This is a genomic window from Rhodoferax ferrireducens T118 (genome assembly GCF_000013605.1).
Classification (GTDB): domain Bacteria; phylum Pseudomonadota; class Gammaproteobacteria; order Burkholderiales; family Burkholderiaceae_C; genus Rhodoferax; species Rhodoferax ferrireducens.
Genome location: NC_007901.1, coordinates 122,017 through 135,092, shown reverse-complemented (window position 1 = coordinate 135,092; position 13,076 = coordinate 122,017). Strand labels below are relative to the sequence as shown.

Sequence of the window (13,076 nt, the reverse complement as noted above, 5' to 3'; positions counted from 1 at the left end):
CATGTGAACCTCTTGACCCATCGGGTCAGGAGGATTCCCCAAGCGTCAATTCAACTGGCGTTTGGGGAATCCGCCGTCAAGGCATTCATTCAGGCCTTTCACGAGGACCTGGAATTTCAATAGCCCACGCGGGCCCACAAGCCTGATCGGATCGTCGTCAGAACAGGAGGTTCAAGCCAAATCCGTATAGGCGCAGCTGACGCGCGGGATTTACCCGTCTGAGGCCCTTTAGATCATCCCTCCCGATGCTCAATCCCTCTGGGGATTGACATCTGCGGGCATCACACTTTCAAACGCCCAATGGGATGCAACGCCCCATTGGGGGGCTGTGTGTCTCTATGGGAAATCACAGAGAAACATTCAAATGAACAAAGCAAATACACCCCTTGCAAGCACCTGCCGCCTTCAACTCGTTATGGAGGTGGCGTACACCCTGAACGGACAAACGATTGCTGAGATGTCTGATCGGCTGTGCGCCATCGCTGAACAGGCCATGGGTCGGGGAGAACTGACCGGTGACACGGAGGCGGAAGTTGACGATCACACGGTTCAAATCCGGGTTGTCCCCGAACTCTTGAGCGAAGTCGAGGTGGCCGATTTCATGCTCAAACGCATTGAAAACGGTGACCTCGACCTTGGCGACGTACCAGTTCGCTTGGCACGCTACGGTTTGATGGACTCCATCGCATTCAGTGCGGAAATTCGCGGCCGGATGGAAATCATGGCGGGCGAGTGTGAGGATCATGCCCCGATCAGTCCAGACTTGCTGGCACCCACCGTGCTAGCCACAGTGACTTCAGACACCACAAGAACGCGAGTCGAGTTCGATGCAGCGCCCTGGTTCGCGCAAGCAAGCGACAAGAACATTCGCGATTTGCAGGCCATCAATTGGGCGCATAACTATGCCGCCGACGCGGTCGCTGAGTATTTCAGAAAAGCCAATGCCGATATTCGGAATATTTTGAACGAAGGCGGTGGGTTCGAGTGCTACGTTGATGAAGACGGCGCCATGGCCTGGCTCAAAGTGCACAAGACCGAGCTTTGGGCCAGCTTCTCATGCGATGCCAATGATGTGACAGTTGTGCCAGTCAATGGCCAGTGGAGTTGGAAAGACGCCAAGGGCGCGACCAGCGTCCAAACATTCCCGACAGTGGCACTCGCCTGTTTGAACGCCGTCGCTGAATTGGGCCTTGGTGGTCAAGCCGGCTAGCCCAGAACACCACCTTTGCGGTGCACTGACAGGATCTGCACACGAACTGCCACCTTGCCTTACGGCCGGGTGGCTTCAATAACCACAGCCTGTTCGGAGCTCGCTCTTTGGGTGGGCTCTCATGGCATCTATCAAGGAGAAAAAACATGGCAGTCAATTTTTGCCAGTATATTGACGTGAGATTCGACCCCGGCACCTCGGACGCCCTTTGTGCTCGTCTGATCGAGCGATTAAGCGCCATTGCCGCTGCACTGGGCCAGTTGCCCGGCGTGCTGTTTGGCCACGAGCGCCCGCGGCTCATAGATTGGCCTCACGGTATATTTCAGTGGCGCGCCGACTGCTGGGTCATCAAGCCTCGTGGCATCACTTGGGATGAGGTCTTTGCCGTTGTGAGCAACATCAAGGCGGTGCCATTTGACAAATGCACGGACAAACATGCAAGAAAAATGATCGAGGTGAATGCTGCCAGCGCTGGCAACAGGGCCTTCGAAGACCTGAGTGCACCGAAGGCATTGGAGCCGGTCGAGGTAACCGGTATGAAGAAGGAGAGACCGAGTGGTAGCCATTCGCTGGATGAGTGGACATCAGTCTGTCTGGCGCCAACTGGAAAACCGTTTGAGTTGAAGCCGACTGGGTACACGTGCCGAGGCACGAATGACTTGGAAAGGGCCAAGCAGTACGCCCGCGAAGCGCTGGAATTCTTTCAGGGCCATGGTCTCGAAATACCGGTCTTTGTCGTCATGGGCCCCACAAGCACGACCCGGTGCAGATTCGAAGTGGTCACCGCAACATGTGGCTATTCAGTGCTGCATCGAATCGGCGTGCGGACATTGCAACCGGCGTCAAGTCTCTGACAAAACCAGTAGCTCACAAACATGGAGAACTGGGGCCGAGATTATCAATAACAAAATTGCCCCCGCGCCATCCCCTCAAAGGACGGCTGTGGGGGTTTTTTTTGGACTTCGATTTGCCGGTACCGGCCGGCGTGCGGACAGGAATCTTGCTCATTTCCCGCCCACCAAATGTCACACCATTGGCAGTTGCGACGCTGGGCAAACAGTCCAATTGCCACCTTCAACCCAACCCGATACAATGAAACTCAAATTGGCTCTGTCCAATGCTGGTCAGTTCATGCAAATGGGCTTCGAACTAGCCTGTCAAACCCGGATCACTTGCTGATCCCATTTCAAAACCAGCCCAACAAGGGGACTTCGTCCTCTGGGCGCGAGATCTCGCTTGGGCATTTCCAAGGAAAAAACCAATGAAGAACTTCGAACCGTCCGCGGCCATGGTGGCTGCTGCGGAAGCTGTTTTCATGACCATGGCACTCGTGCAAACGATTCGGCCGGTGGTGATGAAGTACCAAACCGACATCCTGGCAGCTGGGCAGTGGCACATCAGGGAAGCGTTCATCGCGCGACTTGAAGACAAAGTGATCCTCGATCCGGCACAGTCTTATCTGATGTCGGAGGAGGACTTCGCCAACTATGACCGCCAATGCAAAGATGCCTGTGACAAAGCAGGCCTGGTGGTGGAACACCCTGACCAGTGCCCGCTGCTGGTGGCAGAGGAGCTGCAAAGGTTGGCTGAAAGAGCGCTGATCGACGCCATGGTTGATGTGGCGAAAATGACGCACGAGAAGCTGCTGTCCTTCGGGGACGGGCTTAAAAGCTACAGGAAGTACATCGACCTGACCCTGAAATTGCTGGTCCCTTTCATCAGAGACACTGCGTCTTTGATGCCGCAACCCACACTGGCCGCCGCCCGGCGCATGTTGCCTCGGTAACAGAAATCAATCGCCCGAGTGATGCACTTTCCCTTTGGGGTCGCGCACCTCTTTGGGCCTCAACAAAAGAGAGAATAAATGCAACGTGACCTCACCATCGGGAAGCACCCGATATTGCTGGGCAGGCTCTGGCCCCAAGTCTTGCACCATTGGACGGCTGATGAATTGCAGTCGTTTCTGAAACAAAACCGGTTTCCCGCCAACACCTGGCGCGATCAGCAAGAAGGACGCCGACAGGCCGCCATCGAGGCGCTGACCTCAGGCATAAGCGTCCCACAGGAAGTGCTTAAGGAGGATGCCTCCATCGCTGAAGACTCCGAGATGCAGATCAAGGCTGCTGCAGGCTGGGCGAAATTTGAAACCCGTATGGCAGATCTGAGGACCAGCTTCGAAGTATTCATCGGCTATGTTTTGACAATGGACATTTACCGTAGTCGCATCAAATCGCTGCTCGCAGAAATGCTCCGGCAGCGCAGGACAGGGGGACCCCACCAAATGGTGGTCACCCACCAGGACTGGACGCTGACGCTGAAGGTATCCGGTGCCAACCAGAAAGCACACGGTCCTTTCGGTGCGTATGGTGGCCAGTACAGGCGGGTGATCGTCACAGCGGGTGTGGACACCCTGATCTCTGGCTGGCTGCACACCATTGCATGGGATTTAGTCGAGTCGGTGTTGACCGAGTTTCTGATTGACGGCGCATTCACCTTTGACGACATCTGGTTCTTCACGGGTGTGGGCTGGCAACCCACGCGCAACACCCTCGTGGTGGTGACCTCAAAACCGCAGGCATTAGCCGCCTGAAGAACAAAGGAGCGCTGTTTCAAAGCGAGGACATCTGGAATCAAGTCAAAAGCCAATACACCTTCAAGTATCAGAAGGCGTTGGGGCCGGAGATTCCCAGCTAGACCCATCCTGTTTGCCCCATTGCGCGGCAAATCCATCATCAACCCTTCGGGACTCATGCCCGAAGGGGCGTGAGTCCCTTTTTTGGACTTTAAGATGTCAATTCAAAACCCTCCCATACCTTTGCGTGCGGGACTCGACCATCCGGCCTACAACACCCCAATGCGGGTGAGAGGTTGGACGCGACGGCTCACGGCCAAGAACTCGCCAACGACCCTGCCGGCCAAGCAAATCATCAAAAGGCTGGCTCCGCACTGGAGCCAGACTGATCACGCTTTGCTGGCCAAGTACCACACGGACCGGGCTGCAAAGCTCGATGCCATCTGGTGCCTGGTATCGGAACGCGCGGCGCTTCAGGCCTTGGGTCGCCCCTGGCAATTCACCGGCTACGAGATCTGCGGGATCGCTCGCGAAGAGTTCGCCCCGCGCCACAAACGGGTCCTGCGCCACTGCGCTTACCGTGGCACAGAGCACAAGAAGCTGGCGCTGGCGCATGCGGCAGCGGCAGGACGGGCAGCGATCTTGGCGCTGTCCACCATTAAAGAAAACAATGGAAACGAAAACAAAGACGATCCAGGTCGTCCCCCAGTCCCGTTCGAGTTGGCCAACGCCATCACAGCCTTGAAACTGGCTGCAGAGTGCGGGGGCGAGCTCGATCGGCGGCAATACAAGACGGCGCACGAAAATTTGGAACGCTTGCGTGACCAAATCATCGACTATGACAACAGCCTCAATGCGCGAGAAGTGGCCCCCACCGGGGATGACTACAACGCTTTGATGTCCCTGCTGGCGCTGCCATGACAAAACCGCAGGCTTTAGCCGCCTGAACAAAGCATTCACACCCACCCAATTGGCGCGTGAATGAAGATTACGTGAACCCCTTGACCTGTCAGGTCAGGGGGATTCCCCAAGCGTCTTTGATGGGCGTTTGGGGAATCCGTCGCAAGACCTTCACTTCAGTCTCGAAAGAAGAACTGGAATTTCAATCACCCACGCGGGCCCAAACGCCCAATGGGGTCAGGGCCTGCCATCAAAAGGCAACCATGAATTGCAAAAACATTGTGGTGCGCGCTGGCGTCCCACAACCTTCAGGCGCCCTTGTTCAGGCCGCCTACGCCGCAGGACTCCCGGTCTTGTTCTCTGCAAACGCATTTGCAAAGTCGAATCAGGGAGAGTTTTTTGGTTTTAACTTGAAGGCAGCGCAGAACATTCCTGCCGATCTCGATGCTGCGCTGGACTCAGCCGGTTATGTCGCCGCGGTGCGCTACGGAGATTACCGCTGGACGACAGAGCAATATTACAGTCTTGTGGCCTCACGCAAATGGGCGTGGCACGCAGCCATGGACTACTGTGTCGAGCCCCCCGTGGCCAGTTCACTGGTGGTACGCCTCATGCGGCTGGAAGCAACCGCAACGGGCTACCTGCGCTGCTGCAATGAAGCCAGAAAGCGCGGGCTCCCGCTGCCGATGCCGGTCCTTCAAGGCTGGTACCCGGAGGACTACCGGCGCTGCGCCGATATGCTGGCCATACAGGACTGGCCCGCCATGGTCGGAATCGGGTCCGTGTGCCGGCGCAACGTCGGTGGCATCGACGGTATTGAGAGTGTCATCGAGGCACTTGATCGCGTGCTTCCCTCACACGTGCAGTTTCACCTCTTTGGTGTAAAGAGTGGGGCGATGCGGGAAATGGGCGGTCATCATCGCTTCGTCTCCATCGATAGCATGGCCTGGGACTTCGCCATGAGGATGGAGCACAGGACGGGACGTACCCAAAGCATGCGCGCGGCGGCAATGATCAACTGGCAAGCCAAGCAGGTGGACATTGAACCCAAGGACTGGGTTCACCGCGTTCTGCGTGAGCACATTGACCACGATGTCAAACCGCGAAGAAAGCCGGTGGAACAAGTGGTGCACGAGACGGTGGCCAACTGGTACGCCGAAAATTTGCTGGCAGATCACGGCTATCGGGAATCCAATCGCATGGCGAGGGAACAGGCCGAAATGCTGTGCATGCAACTCAAGACGTTCGGTCGCGATTACATTGCCGACAGCACGGATGCGGTGGATATGGCTGTTTTGCAGGCATTGAGCGAACACCACGCGGCATAAGCAGAAACGGCCTCATTTGCTTGCCTGGACGCAGTTTTATGCGGTAAACTGAAAACCTTCTCGACACTTGTGTCAAGTCCGTCGCACTCGTTGCGGCATTTCAAAATTCATTGTCAAAATTCCCGAAGGAATCATTTCCTTCGGGACCTGATTTCTACGGTTTCTCAGGAGACTACCGAAATCATGAAATAGCTGATCGTGGTTACTCTGTGCTGAAACTCATTTATTTGAGCAGAGCATCAAGCAGACTAACTTTCAACGAAACACCTCTCAAATAATCGGTTGCTTGTTAGCGACTGTCCAGCTTGCCTGGAACCCAAGAAGAACCCGAAGACAATTTTCGGATTCGCAATAGGCCACCATGACCAACGCGCTCACGCGCCGGGGTTTTGGTGGCTTTTTTGTTTTTGGCTATTGCGCGCGACGTTGTCGCCCAATAGCAACCGCCGCGCAAGGCGAACAAACCACCACCGGGGTACCGCTCCCCTGTGGGGGCGGTATTTCCCGATTCACGGAGAAATACCAAATGAAACAACACCTGGTGCTTATGTGCGAAGTGCCCGACATCGAGCAGATCCTGGCCATTCGCAGTCTCTTTCAGTGCGAGTGGACCTTCAACGAAGACAACCCGGAGCGCCTGCGCACCGTCAATGCCGAGGGGGAACCCGGCAAACGTGTGATGTTCGCCGCCGATTCCGACGAACCTTTGCTCTGGGCCACAACCCGTAGCGACAAAATTGAAATCACCGTGAGCCCTGCAGTGAACCTTCCCGATGAACTGCACCTTCTCTTGCGAGCCATGGGGCTCAAGGAATGCGGCCGATCTCCTGAAGGTATCTCGCTGGATTCAACGGATGATGAAGTTCTCTTTGACCGAATTTCGACGTTGGACGCTGCATGGATACTGCTACGGCGCCTCAAGCAATTCGAAACCGATGTCCCATCCATTCAGACCTCCGCGATTGCGATATTGGAGTTTGCCCAAAACTGGAAGCTCAACTGCGCTCGGGTTAGCGACCGTCGAGAGACTAAAGCCATGATGGCCCACAACGACATGCTGGAAGAGCAGGCCAGTCGCTTTGCCGAGTGGAACGTGGCGGGCCTCAACGGCATCAAGTTGAACTACGACCCACGCGGGTCGGCGCTGGCGCTGCTGTTCGAAAACAACCATCCGATGGATATTTGCGCTTTGACATTCAACTGGCCCGTGGGTCAGGGGCTGAACCCAAACGCCCAGCGTCAGAAGGCCAAGTCCGGCAAATACGACATTCGACCGACTCGGATTGCCAGTGATGTGCAAGGCATTTTGAATGGGCTGGCAGTGCTCGATTGCAAGGTGAAAATCGCGCAACGGTTGCCCCCGCGTCTTTACGCCAAGGTCAATGAACTGCTCACTACCATAGGTGGCCAGTGGTCGACCGCGCAACAGGCCCACGTCTTTGCCGAAGACCCCACCCCCATGCTGGAGACCCTCACCGCCACCGGTGAGGTCTATACGGCCAGGGACTACGAGTTCTTTGCCACGCAGCCCGCTCTAGCCAGCCAGGTCATTGCAGAGGCAGGTATCCTGCCGGGCATGGTCGTGATCGAGCCCAACGCCGGCGACGGGGCTTTGGCCATGGCTGCGGCCGAGATCGTGGGCAAGTCCAATGTGATTTGTTACGAGCTCATGCCGCAAAACGTCAAGACGCTCACCGCGCTGGGGTTTCACCTCCAGGGCCCTCAGGACTTCCTGGCGGTCAAACCCGAAGCGGTCGCAGACCGGATCACCATGAACCCTCCTTTCTCTGGCGGCCGCGACATGGCCCATATCAGGCACGCCATGGAGTTTCTCAAACCCGGCGGCGTGTTGGTGTCCATCGCGTCGACGCAGTGGCAAACCCATGACACCAAACCCGCCAAGGCCTTTCAGGCTTACCTGATGACGCTTGGTGCCAAAGTCATTGCCATCCCTGCGGGCGCGTTCAAAGCCTCCGGTACCGACGTTGCAACCACCTTGCTGGTGCTCAAAAAGCCCCTCAACAGCAAAAAGGCGCCACCGGTGGCCCAGGCTGTGGATCTCCAACAGGTTCAAGCCGCACTTTTTTGAAGAGCTGGTTCACCTGACATGCCCGGCATTTGGCCGGGCCATCATCAACAACAAGAGCGCTATCCACCAGCTTCTGCTGGGTGCGGAGCGCTCTTTCCTTTCGAGAAAAACATGACTGAAGAACTAGCCAAAAACACATCCCTTTATTCCAGGCACAACGGTGCCGACAAGGTCTACCATGCCTACCTTCGCAAGAAAGACGACGGCTGGACAGTTGATTACGCGCACGGTGGCCGGGGCAAGGCCCTCAAAGTCGGAACGAGAACTGAAACGCCGGTTGCCTATGTCAAAGCCCTCAAAATCTTTGAGTCACTGGTCAACAGCAAAAAGAACGGCGACAGCCACTATCAGGAAGGGGAGGCCGGCACCGCCTACGAGAACATCACCGATAGCAAGGAACTGTTTGGCATCTTTCCGCAAGAGCCGACCGCGATCCAGCGCGCGGCACTGAAAGCGCTCATTTTTGACAATGACTGGTGCTTCCAGGTCAAGGCCAATGGCGAAAACCGTTTGCTGTCCATCAAGGGTGACTGCGCACGCGGCGGCAACAAGAAGGGGCAGGTTGTTTCCATTCCCACCCACTGGCTCACCGAGTTCAAGGCCTTGGGCAATTTCGTTGCCAACGGCGAGCACGTGGGCGATCGCTTCATCGCTTTCGATTTGCTCGAATACGAAGGCATTGACATGCGGGGCTGGCCACAACGTCGACGCTTCGCCAAGCTGCTCGAAATGTATGACAGCATGAACGATGTGGCCAATGTGACTCCGAGTTTCGGAGTCATCGAGTGCTACTACACCGCCGATGAAAAGCAGGCGCTGTTGCAGCGGGCCGAAGATATCCGACTCGAAGGCATCGTGGCCAAAAACGCTCGCGGCGTCTACGCACAAGGTCGAGGCCCTGACAGCTTGAAATTCGTGTTTCGTGAAGTGTCGACTTGTATCGTCATGGCCAGAAATGTCCAGCGCTCGGTGCAAGTGGGCTTGCTCAACAGTGAAGGTGATCTGGTGAGCCGAGGCAATGTCACCATTCCTCCGAACAAGCCAGTACCTGAAGTCGATGCCCTAGTCGACGTCCAGTATATGTATGACAATGGCAAATCCTTTGTCATCTCTGTTTACGATCCCGACAATAAGAGCCCACGGAGCGACGTAGAACGGCACGAATGCACGCTGTCGCAAGTCACGCGCACGATGCCAGACGAAGAATATGTCGACCCGGAGGCCTATCACCGACGCCAGTGCGCCTGACGGATAGTCCCGGCAACTGACGAACTTTCAAAACAAAAAAGCCCACTGCAGCCTCACCAGGTTGCCGGTGGGCTTTTTTCGTTGGTGAAACACGGCATTTCCCAATGGGAGAACACAAAAATAGTGCGTCGTTTGCCGCCATTTTGGATAGAATCAGCGTGTCTCGCCATCTTGGCGTTCGTCTTGCTCATTCAGCAACGGCATTTCAAACTTCCCCCCCCTGTACTCTCCTGGGCGGGCCTCTCGATTCAGCAGTGAAGCCGCAAAGCAATTTCACTGACCAGAATTACTCACCCACTGGGAAACTCGTTTCCCGATGGGGAAAGTGAGTTCCCATTATTTTGGAGCCATCACTTGGAAATTTCCCAAACCAGTTCTGCCGCGCCCCTAAGCCGCGGTCCAACTCTGAAAATCTTTCTCGACGCCAACACAGGGGTTGCCGAAGTCACGCGCCAGGAAGGCGTGACAACGCAGGCCAATGAAGCGGCTGTCGTGTCCAAAGACATTGCTGTCCTGTTCCCGAATTGTTTGCAGCCGGCAGTGGACCTTGACGACCATCCCGTAGTTAGCTTTGCGATCAATGACATGGCGATCTACGACCCCTACCTGAGTTCATGCGGTCGCTTTGTTGTATCGCCGGAGCAGTACCAGCTGACGCACGAGCAGGCCAAGGCACTGGTCGGGCTCAACAAAGCCATTGCTCAGGCCGCAGAAGATGCACTCAATGCGGGCTGCCTGGCGATTCAGACGTTTCTTGGCGTGACACAAGGCGACTTGGCCAGCGTCCATTTCTCGGGCAACCAGCAGCGCTTGATCATCGAAGGAATATTCCGGGACTACGCAATGAGCGAAGTCAACTTTGCGCAACCCAACGGCGATTGAGCCGCAGCGTCGGGACTTGCGCCTCCCGAAAAGTAGCCCCGGTGAAATACCGGGAGCCATCAAAAACAACCAAGAGAGCCTCTTTGCCTCCACAGATGGCGCATGGGGACTCTTTTTTCATTCTGGACAAAAGTTATGAATCAAAAATCACTTCAAGTTGGCGAGGTTGCGCGCAAGGCGGCGCATCAGGCCTCTCGCTCTGAACTGGCCCGCCAGTTCATGCGCGAATTGCTGGACTCGGTGGAAACACTGGGCGGCATTGCTGACACCCACGGGTCACGGACCCTGGCTGACTTGATGTACCTGCAAAACGCGATCCTGAGCGGCAATTACATTGAACAGTACCCGGGCGAGTCACACGTGTTCGAAATTGCCAATTCTTTGCCGTCTGGCGCGCGATGGGCAAAGTACATCGAGCTGACTTCTGGGCCTTCTGATGCGCCCGCAACCGCGGTAGTGTCAACGAGCCAGGAAGACGACAAGGATCGCTTTCTGCTGATCTTGATGGACGGCCGCAAGCCAGAACTTCTGGGGCCTTTCGCGGATGACTTCGATCGCATGTGGACTCTCAAAGAATTCACCGATGTGGAGGGAGACATGCACGGCTTGTACCCTCTTGATGTGCCCAAAGGGGTCGTGCCGGTCGTGGGTAACTTTGAAGACCCGTTGATCACTCACATCCTCGAAAGATTCGCCGCCGGCGACGAACCGATCAGCAAGCCGCGAATACCTGGGGCGCTGTACTTCACGGTCAATTTTGAAGGCGCCGAGCTGGTTTTCAACAGCGAAATGCTACGGGCAGTTGAAATCATCCTCAAGGACAGGCTGGTGATGGTCGACAGAACGGTTGAAAACAGGCTTGTTCCCACCGCCAAGGCCGCCGAAGAATATACGCGTGCTGACTGGCAGGAAGATGTGTCCCAAGGCAACACCAAGCTTGGGTATCAGGACTGGCTTGAACACAATCTCAGTTCAGAAAAACACGCTTTTACCCTCTGACCAAGGGGACCAATAGCGTCAAACATCCGGTAAGCAGGTAGCTCAACAAAGCATCTGCCTCATCCGGTAATTTTCAATCCCAACGGGACCACCTCCCGTTGGGCTGGTGGTCCCGTTTTCATTACCACCGAAGAAAATATGGAAAACATCAGACCAATGCCCGATGCACGGGCCAACAGCGGATACGAATTGACTCTGCCCAATGGGGCAACCGAGAGCTTCAACACGCTGGGCGACGTCTTGTATCGCATGAATCAAAAGCCTGCCGCCGGGGCTGAAAGCCTTTATGGCAAAGCGGACCGGATGGAAGTCTGCTCACCTGCAGGCAAGATCTATTTCGTTGAACAACGGTACAGCGAGCTTGGAATTCGCATGCCACCGGGGCAAGGCCACGTCCAGGACATCATGAACCGGATGTTGGTCGAGGTCATGCCGTACGCCCAGGGCGATCTGGGCACGATCAAGGCACCTTGGCAGATGACCGCTTCACAGTGGGGCGCCATCAACGCAATCGGCAAAGTGGCCTATGGGGTATATCCCTGCCTTTCTGACGAACATCGCAAACAGTCCTGCGTCACGCGCGACGGAAATCAACACGATGTGGTTGACTACGTCAATTCAGAATTCATAGTGCGGCTTGGCTACGGCCACAATGGGCCGCTGTATGACGGACAACAAACCAACAGTCGACACGAGATACATGTCGCCTACGCGTTGGCGCGCGGGGACACCGTCCCAGAGCATGTGCTGGCCGAGTACCAGGACGAAGAGAAGGTTAATGCCTTCAGTGGTCTTCACTGGTTTTCGACTCTGCTGAAGAAGCCGTACCTCCGGGGACGGATCTCCGCCGACAGACTTTCCCAATTGGTGACACTGCTGAATTCAGATCGTCCCCATGTCCATGAAATCACGGTTGAAAACGCACCGTTCTTCATTGGGCTGATGAACAGCTTGCCAGCAGAGGCAACCTCCGTGGATTTCGACAATCTGTTGTACGAAAAAGGTGTGCTGCATGTCCGGCCGATGCCGGTGCCCGCACAGGAGCCCAACATTGGCGTTCCGGTCAATGCGTTTGCAACTGAACTGCGCAAGATGCAAGTTGAGAAGCGAAAAAGGACTCAATCGAAGCACATTGAAGAGCAGATGGCAAAGCGAAATATGACCCTGCGAGAAATGCATTACCAGTTGAAACTGGTTGAAGGCATTGATACGTGGGAAACCCATAATTGGGCCAACCGGGTCGCGCAAGCGGTCGAAAGCAAAAATCTGGTCGTTCTGCTTGACGTCCTAGACGGTCCGAGCAACGACACGACCAAACGCGCCATCGAAAAGTTCTACCCTGTGAAGCTGCTGAATGTATCGGCGGCCAAGCGGCGGCGAGCAATATTCGCGCTCGCAGGGCATGTGACCGATGAACATTACGCAGTGGCCGAAGCGGCTTACAAGGCCGAACGAAAAGCGACGGCTGAAGCCCAGGAAGCCGAAAAGGAGCGCAAGCGCAATGAAACCCGCCTTGAAGACACCAGGGCGGTCGCCACCGGTACCAACTACCGGGTAAACGGGGTGGCGATGAACGGCGCTGAGTTCGTCGAAAAAATCATTCGGGAAGGGTACACCCAGCTCGATGCGCGCAAGCGCGGGGCGGTTGCTCAATCCATCCTTCGCAACCCGCAAACAAGCAGCTTTTACAAGCTCAAACGAAAAGACGGAACGCTGGACTACGCAGAAGTGTTGCTCGAAAAGGAAACCGCTGCAGCCTGATATGGCCGCACATTTTTAAGATCAAACCCACCAACGCCATGCGTCGGTGGGTTTTTTTTCGCCCCTCGCAAACAGGCTAAATGAGCC

Annotated in this window: 11 protein-coding genes; all 11 read left to right on the top strand. The window is 55.8% G+C overall.

The features are described from left to right. Nucleotides 1–364: 364 nt before the first annotated feature. The 11 genes from RFER_RS24770 to RFER_RS22095 all read left to right on the top strand — a co-directional run bounded on the left by RFER_RS24770 (nt 365) and on the right by RFER_RS22095 (nt 12,989). Complete coding sequence (locus RFER_RS24770) at nt 365–1,210, top strand: hypothetical protein (protein WP_011458685.1); 846 nt, start codon at nt 365–367, stop codon at nt 1,208–1,210. 146 nt (nt 1,211–1,356) lie between these two features. Then, the gene (locus tag RFER_RS22140; RefSeq protein WP_011458686.1) at nt 1,357–2,064 is read left to right on the top strand and encodes a hypothetical protein; all 708 of its coding nucleotides are present in this window, start codon (nt 1,357–1,359) and stop codon (nt 2,062–2,064) included. A gap of 407 nt (nt 2,065–2,471) precedes the next feature. Continuing rightward, nucleotides 2,472–2,996: a hypothetical protein gene (locus RFER_RS22135; protein WP_011458687.1), complete on the top strand. Its 525-nt coding sequence runs from the start codon at nt 2,472–2,474 to the stop codon at nt 2,994–2,996. A 78-nt stretch (nt 2,997–3,074) separates the two neighbouring features. After that, entirely contained in the window at nt 3,075–3,800 is a 726-nt protein-coding gene (locus tag RFER_RS22130; protein WP_011458688.1) for a hypothetical protein, read from the top strand. Between the two features lie 198 nt (nt 3,801–3,998). Beyond that, nucleotides 3,999–4,703 carry a hypothetical protein gene (locus RFER_RS22125; RefSeq protein WP_011458689.1) on the top strand — a complete coding sequence of 235 codons (705 nt, stop codon included), beginning with the start codon at nt 3,999–4,001 and terminating at the stop codon, nt 4,701–4,703. A gap of 242 nt (nt 4,704–4,945) precedes the next feature. Then, nucleotides 4,946–6,010, top strand: a complete 1,065-nt coding sequence (locus RFER_RS23195; RefSeq protein WP_166485914.1) for a DUF7221 family queuine tRNA-ribosyltransferase-like protein — start codon at nt 4,946–4,948, stop codon at nt 6,008–6,010. Between the two features lie 526 nt (nt 6,011–6,536). Further along, nucleotides 6,537–8,099 (top strand): methyltransferase, encoded by a 1,563-nt coding sequence (locus RFER_RS23190; RefSeq protein WP_011458691.1) that lies wholly within the window; start codon nt 6,537–6,539, stop codon nt 8,097–8,099. A gap of 18 nt (nt 8,100–8,117) precedes the next feature. After that, nucleotides 8,118–9,347, top strand: a complete 1,230-nt coding sequence (locus RFER_RS22110; RefSeq protein WP_011458692.1) for an ATP-dependent DNA ligase — start codon at nt 8,118–8,120, stop codon at nt 9,345–9,347. Nucleotides 9,348–9,701: 354 nt separating this feature from the next. Then, nucleotides 9,702–10,229, top strand: a complete 528-nt coding sequence (locus RFER_RS22105) for a hypothetical protein (RefSeq protein WP_011458693.1) — start codon at nt 9,702–9,704, stop codon at nt 10,227–10,229. A 135-nt stretch (nt 10,230–10,364) separates the two neighbouring features. Further along, nucleotides 10,365–11,228, top strand: a complete 864-nt coding sequence (locus RFER_RS22100; protein WP_041793357.1) for a hypothetical protein — start codon at nt 10,365–10,367, stop codon at nt 11,226–11,228. Nucleotides 11,229–11,366: 138 nt separating this feature from the next. Further along, a complete protein-coding gene (locus RFER_RS22095) occupies nt 11,367–12,989 on the top strand; it encodes a hypothetical protein (protein WP_011458695.1) in 1,623 nt (540 codons plus the stop codon). Nucleotides 12,990–13,076: the final 87 nt, after the last annotated feature.

What these genes read in the sequence shown, in the direction of transcription:
- RFER_RS24770 (WP_011458685.1), top strand. Translation starts at nt 365, where the DNA reads ATGAACAAAGCAAATACACCCCTTGCAAGCACCTGCCGCCTTCAACTC.
- RFER_RS22140 (WP_011458686.1), top strand. Translation starts at nt 1,357, where the DNA reads ATGGCAGTCAATTTTTGCCAGTATATTGACGTGAGATTCGACCCCGGC.
- RFER_RS22135 (WP_011458687.1), top strand. Translation starts at nt 2,472, where the DNA reads ATGAAGAACTTCGAACCGTCCGCGGCCATGGTGGCTGCTGCGGAAGCT.
- RFER_RS22130 (WP_011458688.1), top strand. Translation starts at nt 3,075, where the DNA reads ATGCAACGTGACCTCACCATCGGGAAGCACCCGATATTGCTGGGCAGG.
- RFER_RS22125 (WP_011458689.1), top strand. Translation starts at nt 3,999, where the DNA reads ATGTCAATTCAAAACCCTCCCATACCTTTGCGTGCGGGACTCGACCAT.
- RFER_RS23195 (WP_166485914.1), top strand. Translation starts at nt 4,946, where the DNA reads ATGAATTGCAAAAACATTGTGGTGCGCGCTGGCGTCCCACAACCTTCA.
- RFER_RS23190 (WP_011458691.1), top strand. Translation starts at nt 6,537, where the DNA reads ATGAAACAACACCTGGTGCTTATGTGCGAAGTGCCCGACATCGAGCAG.
- RFER_RS22110 (WP_011458692.1), top strand. Translation starts at nt 8,118, where the DNA reads ATGCCCGGCATTTGGCCGGGCCATCATCAACAACAAGAGCGCTATCCA.
- RFER_RS22100 (WP_041793357.1), top strand. Translation starts at nt 10,365, where the DNA reads ATGAATCAAAAATCACTTCAAGTTGGCGAGGTTGCGCGCAAGGCGGCG.
- RFER_RS22095 (WP_011458695.1), top strand. Translation starts at nt 11,367, where the DNA reads ATGGAAAACATCAGACCAATGCCCGATGCACGGGCCAACAGCGGATAC.